This window comes from Pseudomonas sp. KBW05 (assembly GCF_003852405.1).
In the GTDB taxonomy this organism is placed as follows: Bacteria; Pseudomonadota; Gammaproteobacteria; order Pseudomonadales; family Pseudomonadaceae; genus Aquipseudomonas.
On record NZ_QAJM01000061.1, the window covers coordinates 1 to 9926 of the forward strand.

Sequence of the window (9926 nt, forward strand, 5' to 3'; positions counted from 1 at the left end):
CCCTTTGGTTACTTTGGGGCTCTTCCAAAGTGACCCGCCGTAAGGGCGGAACCATAAGCCGCCGTTACCGCAGCAACGGATATGTACACAAACCAAACCAAACCAAACCAAACCAAACCAATCCCAGCCCATCATTGACCATCCCCCAAGCACTGCGTAGCCTTGCACCCTCGAGGTTCTTCAGCCCAGGCCGAAGCTAAGAAGGGAACGCGGTCCAAGCCGCGGCTGCCCCCGCAACTGTAAAGGGTTCATCTGACTGCCACGCCACTGCCAAACCGGCGGGAAGGCGCAATCAGCGCCGGTCGCAAGACCTGCAAGCCCCAAGCCAGGAGACCTGCCTCGCAACCGATTTTTCAATTCAACCGGGCGGGGTGATCCGGTGACGAAAACCGCTGCTGCGCGCCGTCGCAGGGCCTATCGTCCCGTATGCCCGCCCCCAAGGGCATCCGATGAAAACACTGGCCAAACTCCCCGTCACCATCGTTACCGGCTTTCTCGGCTCGGGCAAAACCACCTTGCTGCGCCATATGCTCGACAACGCCCAGGGCCGCCGCATCGCCGTGATCGTCAACGAATTCGGCGAGCTGGGCATCGACGGTGAAATCCTCAAACAGTGCTCCATCGGTTGCACCGAAGAAGAAGCCAACGGCCGCGTGTATGAGCTGGCCAACGGCTGCCTGTGCTGCACCGTGCAAGAAGAGTTCTTCCCGGTGATGCGCGAATTGGTGGCCCGCCGTGGCGACCTCGACCACATCCTCATCGAAACCTCAGGCCTGGCGCTGCCAAAGCCGCTGGTACAAGCCTTCCAGTGGCCGGAAATCCGCAGCGCCTGCACGGTTGACGCGGTGATTACCGTGGTCGACAGCCCGGCCGTGGCCGCCGGCACCTTCGCCGCGTTCCCGGACCAGGTTGATGCCCAGCGCAAACTTGACCCGAACCTGGACCACGAATCCCCACTGCACGAACTGTTCGCCGACCAACTGGCCAGCGCCGACCTGGTGATCCTCAACAAGTCCGACCTGATCAGCGCCGAAGACCTCGCTCGTGTGCGCCTGGAAGTGGCCGAAGAGCTGCCGCCAGCGGTCAAGATCATCGAAGCCAGCAGCGGTCGCCTGCCATTGGACGTGCTGATCGGCCTGGGCGCTGGCTCCGAGGAGCATATCGACGGCCGCCACAGCCATCACGATCACCATCACGAAGGTGAAGACGATCACGATCACGACGCCTTCGATTCGATCTCCATCGACCTGCCCCAAGCCGACGAAGCCCTGCTGCTCGACGCGTTGACACAGTTGGTTGTCCAGCACGGCATCTTGCGCGTCAAAGGTTTCGCCGCCATACCGAACAAACCGATGCGCCTGCTGATCCAGGGCGTGGGCACGCGTTTCGACAAGCATTTCGACCGTGCCTGGGCTGCCGACGAAGCGCGCATCACCCGTCTGGTGCTGATCGGTCAAGACCTCGACGCGGCGGGCCTCGAAGCGCAATTGCGCGCCGCCCTCAGCGTTTAACCCATGCACCTGCTCAGGACCCAGCCCGGTGGTTTCGTCTCGGACGACAATATTGCCGACCTTGGCCAAACCCCCGCTGAACTGGTGATCCTGTGCAGCGGTGATTCCAGCCTGGCGCTGCTGGCCGAAGCGGCCCAGCAGTTGCCCGACGACTACCCGAGCCTGCGCCTCGCCAACCCGATGCAGGTGCAGAACCACGCTTCGGTCGACTTGTACGTCGATGAAGTGCTGCGTCATGCCAAGGTCATCCTGATCTCACTGCATGGTGGCATCGGTTATTGGCGTTACGGCATCGAGCGCTTGGTGGAATTGGCCGAGCGCGGCGTGCAACTGATCCTGGTGCCGGGGGATGATCGCCCGGACCCGGAACTCAGCGGCCTGAGCACCGTCGGTGCGCGAGAGCGTGACCGCCTGTGGCACTTCCTGCGCCAGGGCGGCTTGGGCAATGCGCTGGATTTCTATCGCTGCCTGGCCAGTACGTACCTGGGCCGCGACTACGCTTGGGCCGAGCCGCAAGCCTTGCCGCGCACGGCGATTTATCACCCGCATAACGCCAACGCCTGCCTGCACGACTGGCAGGCGGACTGGCACGCCGAATGGCCGGTGGCGGCGGTGCTGTTTTACCGCTCCCATTTGCAGGCGGCCAATACCGGTTTTATCGATGTGTTCTGCCAGCGCTTGCAGGCGGCGGGCCTTAATCCGCTGCCAATCGCGGTGGCTAGTTTAAAAGAGCCCGGCTGCCTGACGGTGGTCGAGGACCTGCTGGATGAGGTGGGCGCGGCGGTGATCCTGAACACCACCGGCTTTGCCCAATCCAGCCCTGAAGCACCGCACTTGCGGCCGTTTCGCCGCAATATCCCGGTGATCCAGGCGATTTGCGCCCAGGACAACGAGCCGGGCTGGCAGGCCAGCGAGCAAGGCCTCGGCCCGCGCGATTTGGCGATGCATATTGCCTTGCCGGAGCTGGACGGGCGCATTATCAGCCGGCCGATCAGTTTCAAGGACCTGGCCTGGCGCAGCGAGCGTAGCCAGTCGGACGTGGTGTGTTATCGCGCCGCGCCCGAGCGCATGGATTTTGTCGCCGAGCTGGCGCGGCGTTGGGTCGAATTGGCGCGGTTGCCCAATCGCGAAAAGCGCATCGCGCTGATCCTCGCCAACTACCCGACCCGCGATGGCCGGATCGGCAACGGCGTGGGCCTGGACACACCGGCTGCGGCGTTGAATATCCTGCGCGCGCTGCAGGCCGAAGGGTATCCGCTGCCTGCCGACTTGCCGCAGAGCGGAACGGCGCTGATCCATGACTTGCTCGGCGGCGTGACCAACGACCTCGACAGTCTCGACCTGCGCCCATGCCACCAAAGCCTCGGTCTTGACGACTATGAAGCGATGTTCAAGCGCTTGCCTGAAGCCAACCGCCAGGCGGTAATGGAACGCTGGGGCACGCCCGATAACGACCCGATGTGCCGCGACGGTCGCATGATGATCGCCGGCCTGCGCCTGGGCCTGACCTTCGTCGGCATCCAGCCGGCGCGGGGTTACCAGGTGGACGCCAGCGCGGTGTATCACGACCCGGACCTGGTGCCGCCCCACGGCTACCTGGCGTTCTATTTCTGGCTGCGCCACACCTACGGCGCCCACGGTGTGATCCACGTCGGCAAGCACGGCAACCTGGAATGGCTGCCGGGCAAGGGCGTCGGCCTGTCGCAACACTGCTGGCCCGACGCGCTGCTGGGGCCATTGCCGAATATCTACCCGTTCATCGTCAACGATCCGGGCGAGGGCGCCCAGGCCAAGCGGCGCACCCAGGCGGTGATTATCGATCACCTGATGCCGCCGCTGACCCGCGCCGAAACCTACGGGCCATTGCGTGACCTGGAGCTGTTGGCCGACGAATATTACGAAGCGCAATTGCTTGACCCTCGGCGTGCGCTTGAACTGCAAAAAGACATCCTCAAGCTGGTGCGCGAAACCCGTATCGACCAGGAGCTTGAGCTGGACAACGACGCCGACGCTGCCGTCTGGCTGCCGCGCCTCGACACCTATCTGTGTGACTTGAAGGAGTCGCAGATCCGCGATGGCCTGCACATCTTTGGCGAGTCGCCCGAAGGTCGTTTGCGCATCGACACCTTGCTCGCGTTGTTGCGTATCCCCCGTGGCGACGGGCGTGGCGCGCAATCGAGTGTGCTGCGGGTATTGGCCAAGGCGTTCGAGTTGGGTTTCGATCCGTTGGATTGTGCGCTCGCCGAACCCTGGACCGGCCGCCGTCCGCAGGTGTTGCAAAACATCGATCCGCAGTTGTGGCGCACCGCCGGGGACACCCGTGAGCGTCTGGAATTGTATGCGGCGCGGTTGATCGAGCAGGCACTGGAAGGCCCGCTTGAACAGCTTGAAGAGCCCGGTTGGGAGGACGTGAAGGCCGTCATCGAGAGCCTGCGCATCGTCGTCGCGCCGCGCCTGGATGCCTGCGGCCCGGCCGAAATGCGTGGTTTGCTGGACGCCCTGGGCGGCCGTTTCGTGCCGGCGGGGCCAAGCGGCGCGCCGAGTCGCGGGCGTTTGGATGTGCTGCCCACCGGGCGTAACTTTTTTACCGTGGACGTGCGCAACCTGCCGACCACCACGGCCTGGCGCATCGGTTTTCAATCCGCCAACCTGATCCTTGAGCGGCACTTGCAGGACCACGGTGACCATCTGCGCCAACTCGGCTTGTCGGTATGGGGCACTGCCACCATGCGCACCGGTGGCGACGATATTGCCCAGGCCATGGCCCTGATGGGCGTGCGCCCGGTTTGGGCGACCGGCAGCCAGCGGGTGGATGACTTTGAAATCCTGCCGATCAGCCTGTTGGATCGCCCACGTGTCGACGTGACGCTGCGGGTGTCCGGGTTCTTCCGTGATGCCTTTGCCAACCTGATCCGCCTGTTTGACGCGGCGGTGCAGGCGGTGGCCGCATTGGATGAGCCGGACGATATGAACCCGCTGGCCGCCAAAGTGCGCAGCGAGCGGGCCGCGTTGATCCAGTCCGGCCTGGATGAAGAGGCCGCCGCGAAACAGGCCGGCTGGCGCATCTTTGGCGCCAAGCCCGGTGCCTATGGCGCGGGCGTGCAGGGTGCGGTCGATGGGCGCCTGTGGCAAAGCCGCGAGGACTTGGCCGAGGTGTACCTGAACTGGGGCGGATATGCCTACGGCGGCACTGACGAAGGCACCGCCGCCCGCGAACAATTCGCCCAGCGCTTGAGCCAAGTGCAGGCCGTATTGCAGAACCAGGACAACCGCGAGCACGACCTGCTCGACTCCAACGACTACTACCAATTCCAGGGTGGCATGCTCGCTGCCGTGGAAACCCTGAGCGGCGACAAGGCTGCCAGTTACCATGGCGACCATAGCCAGCCCGACTTGCCGAAAATCCGCACCTTGAAGGAAGAGCTGAACCGGGTGATCCGGTCCCGCGCCGCCAACCCCAAGTGGATCGAAGGCGTGAAGCGCCACGGCTATAAAGGCGCGTTTGAAATGGCCGCGACCGTGGACAACCTGTTCGCCTTCGACGCCACCACCGCGCTGATCGACGATCATCAGTACGCCTTGCTCGCCGATGCTTATTTGCTCGACCCCGACACCCGCGCCTTTGTGCAACAGCACAACCCCGATGCCCTGCGCGACATGACCGAACGCATGCTTGAAGCCCAGCAACGCGGCATGTGGCAAGAGCCTGGGGCCTACCGCGAAGCGTTGGAAAACCTGTTGCTGGATATAGAAGAAGACAGCTGATGACTGATATTCCCCATTTCCCGCTGTCCGCCGTGGTCGGCGCCGATGAATTGAAACTGGCGTTGTGCCTGACCGCCATCGACCCGAAGATCGGCGGCGTGCTGATCGAAGGCCCGCGCGGCATGGCCAAGTCCACGTTGGCGCGGGGCTTGGCAGACCTGCTGGCCAGCGGCCAATTTGTCACCTTGCCGCTGGGCGCGACCGAAGAGCGCCTGGTCGGCACCTTGGACTTGGACGCTGCGCTGGGCGAGGGCCGGGCGCAGTTTTCGCCGGGCGTCTTGGCCAAGGCTGATGGTGGCGTGCTGTATGTCGATGAAGTCAATCTACTGGCTGACCACCTGGTGGACTTGCTGCTGGACGTGGCCGCCAGCGGCACCAATCTGATCGAGCGCGACGGTATTTCCCATCGCCATTCGGCACGTTTCGTACTGATTGGCACGATGAACCCGGAGGAGGGCGAGTTGCGTCCGCAACTGCTCGATCGCTTCGGATTCAATGTGGCCTTGAGCGGGCAGACCTTGCCCGCGGAGCGCGGGCAGATCATCCGTCGCCGCCTGGACTTCGACAGCGATCCGGTGGCGTTCTGCGCACAGTGGGCCGAGCAGCAAGCCGCTCTACAGGCGCGTTGCACTGAGGCGCGGGCGCGGCTCGATGCAATCGAGTTGGATGACCAGGCCTTGGCGCAGATCACCGAGCGCTGTTTTGCCGCCGGTGTCGACGGCTTGCGCGCGGACCTGGTCTGGCTGCGTGGCGCCCGTGCCCACGCGGCTTGGCGCGGTGCTGATGCGATCACCGAGGACGATATCGAAGCTGTCGCGGAGTTTGCCTTGCGCCATCGTCGCCAGGAGCACTCTCCACCGGCCAGTCCGCCGAACCCAGGACAACCGCCCAAACCCAGCGACACCTCGCCAGGCCAAGGCCAATGGGGCGACATGCCCGCACCTGCCTTGTCCACGGGCGCACGCCGGGAAGTCCCTACCTGGCCAAAAAAGCCCTAGGCATTCGCCCTCGACCTGACGCGGGGGCGGATGCCCGACCCAAGGCAGGACGCGTCGAGAAAGGCCGGCACGGCAAGGCCCGCAGCGCGCAACAGGGGTCGATCAATTGGCCGGGCACCCTGCTCGGTGGCCGTCCGCAAACCCGGGACGACTTGCTGTTTCACCTACGCAGTCGCTCGGCCCACGAATTGTGGCTGGTGATCGTCGATGCCTCGGCTTCGACCCGCCGCCATCACGCCTTGACCGACGCCAAGGGCCTGCTGGCCCAGCTGTTTGACGACGCCTACCGCCAACGCGCACGCATGGCGTTGCTGACGGCCAGTGGGCAATCGCCAAAATGGCAAGTGCAAGGCCTCAAAGCCGCCAAAGGCCTGACCGGCTGGCTGGACCAACTGGGGGCAGGCGGCGGCACACCGCTGCTCGCAGCGCTGAGCGAAGCCAGGCATTGGCTGGTGGCACGGCGCAAGCGCTATCCAGCGGAGCAACAGCGGTTGCTGGTGATTACCGATGGGCGACTCAAGGCTATCGACGGGTTGCCGCTATTGGACTGCCCTGGGTTGCTGGTGGATATCGAGCGCGGGCCGGTCAGGTTGGGGCGGGCGCAAGCGCTGGCTGCGGGGCTGAAGATTGATTACCGGCATATCGATGGTTTGTAGGTTTTGATGGGCGATTGGGAAGGGTCGGTCTTTTAAAGTCGAATCTTCTGACATTCATCGTTGATAGCGACTCTTTACTCTTTGGGCTTTCACGCGCTCAGGGGTAAAGGGATGACTTCCTGCGTAATACAGGGTGTTTGTTCTCGCCACGTGTTGGCAGGCACGACGCTCTGTTCAACTCGCAACTCGACTGCCTCGCGCGTACCACTCTCCGATCAAGGACTGGTATGAACGACTCATTGCATTACACGGATACGCTCAATCCCTTCAAGGACGTTATTTGCGGCAAGCAGATACAGCATTGGGTCGAGTTCCAGTTGCTGGACGAACTAGGCCAACCTTTGGCGAGTCTGCCTTATCGCGCGGCGAATGAGGCTTCGCGTGGGGGCTATGTGCCCGAATTCTCGGGCTATACCGATGACGAGGGCGTGATTCGTCTCGAGGGTTTGCATCCCCTGCCCATTACGTTGTGGGTGGGAGCAGACCTGCTGGCCGAGCAACTGCAAACCCGGCGCCTACGTGCTGTACGTGCAGAGCCACGCCGTCCGGGAGTAGGCGACCGTACGCCGTTGTATGGGCCACAGCGCGCGGGGTTCTCGCCGGTTGAAAAGGCGGCGCTTGCGAAAGGTCACGACTACCACTATGTGCGGATCGGGCAGTTATGCGATCGGCGGCCCACCTTTCAGCCACCGTTGGCTGATCCGAGTGAGCTTCCTGCGTTTCACTTTCCTGATGAGACGTTCAGTGGTTTCACTGTGAGCGGCGATCACTTGGATCGTCGGCATGTGCTGGAAGTCTGCCCGTTTCGTGCTTGGTCGCTGGTTTTGCATCATCAGGAGGGGTACAGCCTGGTGAATGCTTACAACCTGGGGTTGATGAGTATTTTGGCGTATAGCAATCGGGGTGAAGACGATCTGGGTTCGGTGAAGGAGCTTTTCGAACGCCAATGTCTGGATTTATCGCGTACGCCGCGTGTTTGGGATAGTGGTCAGGCGTGGCCCTGTGTCGTGGAGGATGTTCCGTTCCGTGATCGTTATTTAGAAGTCGAACCTCTGGACACTGCTAAGGCGGTCCCGCCTGAAGGGCATACTCAGCTGTTTTATGCTGTCAGTGCATCGCAGGTCTTGGTGGCCTGGCGCGGTACTGAAATGGAGGGGCTCGCAGACCTAATTACCGATGCGACTTTTCGTCCAGTAAGGCCGGAGATTTCAGCACTTTGTGAACCCAAGGTTCCTTGTCCGGACCTGACTTCGTTGGGCAGTGTACACCTTGGTTTTCGTGATGCCTTTGAAGTGGCGAGAAGAATTTATACTGTGGAGTTAGGTAAGACGATTCTTGAGGGGATTGGTAAGAAAAAACTATTCATCTGCGGCCACAGCCTCGGCGGTGCTCTCGGCCTAATCCACGCGGCCTCGCTGCTGAAACACAACCCCCTGCTTTACACCTACGGCATGCCCCGCACCTTCACTCTTCTCGCCGTGCAATACCTGGGCGACCTTTGGCACTTCCGCCACGTCAACGACACCGATGCCATCCCGCGGGTACCCCCCGAAGCCGATCTGGACAACGACCTGTATGACCGATACGGCCCACTTGGCAACGTACTCGGACTTCAACGGTCAATACGCCAAGCGTTAATTGGCATGGTGTACAAGTACGAGGATGCGTTCAGCCATCACGGCAAGATCGCCATGTTCTTCAGGGCGGAACAACACCACTACCAAGAGATCGTGGCATACCCTGCCTATCGTAGGCCGGATGGCACACCCATTCGCGGCACGATCACGGCTGTCTTACCGGAAAAAGCCAAGCTGTATCTGGTGCCCAGTCTGAGTGAAACCGATGAGCAAGAAGCCGAGGAAGCCACGCGGCGTTTCAATGCTTCGCTAAGTCCTGAAAACCGTGCCCGGTACTTTCCGCACTACAGCAACACCCCAGTGGGCCGCGTGTTGCGGATTGGCGACCACTTCATGTCGCAGTACCAACCCTATATCCACAACCAACTGCTGGAATCCATCAATCCAGCGCGTGAACCCTTGCTGGAACGGCAGATACAACGACGCAAGTTCGAACAGCAGATCAAGGATTACTACGGGCGTGTTCCTGAGGAAGAGTTGACCCGTAACCGTGTGTTCCTTGACCTACAGCGCCTGGTGGATAAAGCCCTGAGTGTCACAAAGCAAGCCGATGGAGGCAACGAAGCACTAGAGCGTTTTGATGCCATCGCCGATCCACGGGCCTATTACGAGAAGACCTATGGTTAAGCAAATCAATACGCTCAAGAACCCAACCAGCGCTCTTCGACTGTCCGTGGTCATGTGCACACTTCTTTTTGCCCTTGGTGGTTGCCGTCAGGACTACAGCCTGTCACCGCCTGCAAATAGTGAACAGGTCACTGTGATCGTAAAGGTACCCGAAGAGCTTGCGATCGAAACTTTAGAGGTCATGTATCGTTCTGCTACCTGCAAAAGAGCCTATCGTGGTGCAAGCGGCCAGCAACTTGAGGAGGACGGTTTTCACAGTTTTGATAGGCAGCTTGAGCGCCAGGGACAAAGTGATCTTTATCAAGCCAGCCTACCGTTGGATGGGGGGGGAGCTTGCCGGTGGCGTTTGAGCAATTTGATGTTCGGTGTCGCATATAGTGACCCTAGCCATTTTGGTGAGAATGTAACCAGGGGCGCTGGTGGTGGAATGCTGGTGAGGTTTGATCACAATCGGGCAATGAGGGGAGTCGGCTTGCCAATAGAAGTTGACGGCAACTTGATGATAAAAAAGGACTACTACCCTTGGATACATGAAAGGTTTTTAAGTGGGTACAGCAAGACTGTTGATTTGGCGGGTGAGGGCCATATTTATCTAAACTATCGAGCCTTGCGGGCTAGGCAAATATACTTCGAACCAATTTTTCACTCCGGCTTCGTGGTGAGTTCAGAAGGAGTAAAGGAAAAGAGAGAAGGAAACTTTATTAAGTTCAACTACCCCGATGGCAGTGTTGT

6 protein-coding genes and 1 riboswitch are annotated in these 9926 nt (G+C 61.1%); all 6 genes read left to right on the forward strand.

The annotated features are described in order from the left end of the window. Positions 1 to 156 precede the first annotated feature (156 nt). Positions 157 to 357: riboswitch (cobalamin riboswitch) on the forward strand. A gap of 92 nt (positions 358 to 449) precedes the next feature. Beyond that, positions 450 to 1511, forward strand: coding sequence for a cobalamin biosynthesis protein CobW (gene cobW / locus DBR46_RS29985; protein ID WP_017738595.1), 1062 nt, complete (start codon positions 450 to 452; stop codon positions 1509 to 1511). A gap of 3 nt (positions 1512 to 1514) precedes the next feature. Beyond that, positions 1515 to 5276, forward strand: a complete 3762-nt coding sequence (gene cobN / locus DBR46_RS29990; RefSeq protein WP_124530039.1) for a cobaltochelatase subunit CobN — start codon at positions 1515 to 1517, stop codon at positions 5274 to 5276. Further along, positions 5276 to 6274 carry an ATP-binding protein gene (locus DBR46_RS29995; RefSeq protein ID WP_124530041.1) on the forward strand — a complete coding sequence of 333 codons (999 nt, stop codon included), beginning with the start codon at positions 5276 to 5278 and terminating at the stop codon, positions 6272 to 6274. The genes cobN and DBR46_RS29995 overlap by 1 nt, the downstream gene beginning before the upstream one ends. Next, a complete protein-coding gene (locus DBR46_RS30000) occupies positions 6199 to 6930 on the forward strand; it encodes a VWA domain-containing protein (protein ID WP_124530043.1) in 732 nt (243 codons plus the stop codon). The genes DBR46_RS29995 and DBR46_RS30000 overlap by 76 nt, the downstream gene beginning before the upstream one ends. Positions 6931 to 7157: 227 nt before the next feature. Next, the gene (locus tag DBR46_RS30005) at positions 7158 to 9194 is read left to right on the forward strand and encodes a lipase family protein (protein WP_124530045.1); all 2037 of its coding nucleotides are present in this window, start codon (positions 7158 to 7160) and stop codon (positions 9192 to 9194) included. Next, positions 9187 to 9926 (forward strand): hypothetical protein (locus DBR46_RS30010; protein WP_124530046.1); only part of this gene is annotated, 740 nt, incomplete at its 3' end. The genes DBR46_RS30005 and DBR46_RS30010, both read left to right, overlap by 8 nt.

What these genes read in the sequence shown, in the direction of transcription:
- cobW (WP_017738595.1), top strand. Translation starts at nt 450, where the DNA reads ATGAAAACACTGGCCAAACTCCCCGTCACCATCGTTACCGGCTTTCTC.
- cobN (WP_124530039.1), top strand. Translation starts at nt 1,515, where the DNA reads ATGCACCTGCTCAGGACCCAGCCCGGTGGTTTCGTCTCGGACGACAAT.
- DBR46_RS29995 (WP_124530041.1), top strand. Translation starts at nt 5,276, where the DNA reads ATGACTGATATTCCCCATTTCCCGCTGTCCGCCGTGGTCGGCGCCGAT.
- DBR46_RS30000 (WP_124530043.1), top strand. Translation starts at nt 6,199, where the DNA reads ATGGGGCGACATGCCCGCACCTGCCTTGTCCACGGGCGCACGCCGGGA.
- DBR46_RS30005 (WP_124530045.1), top strand. Translation starts at nt 7,158, where the DNA reads ATGAACGACTCATTGCATTACACGGATACGCTCAATCCCTTCAAGGAC.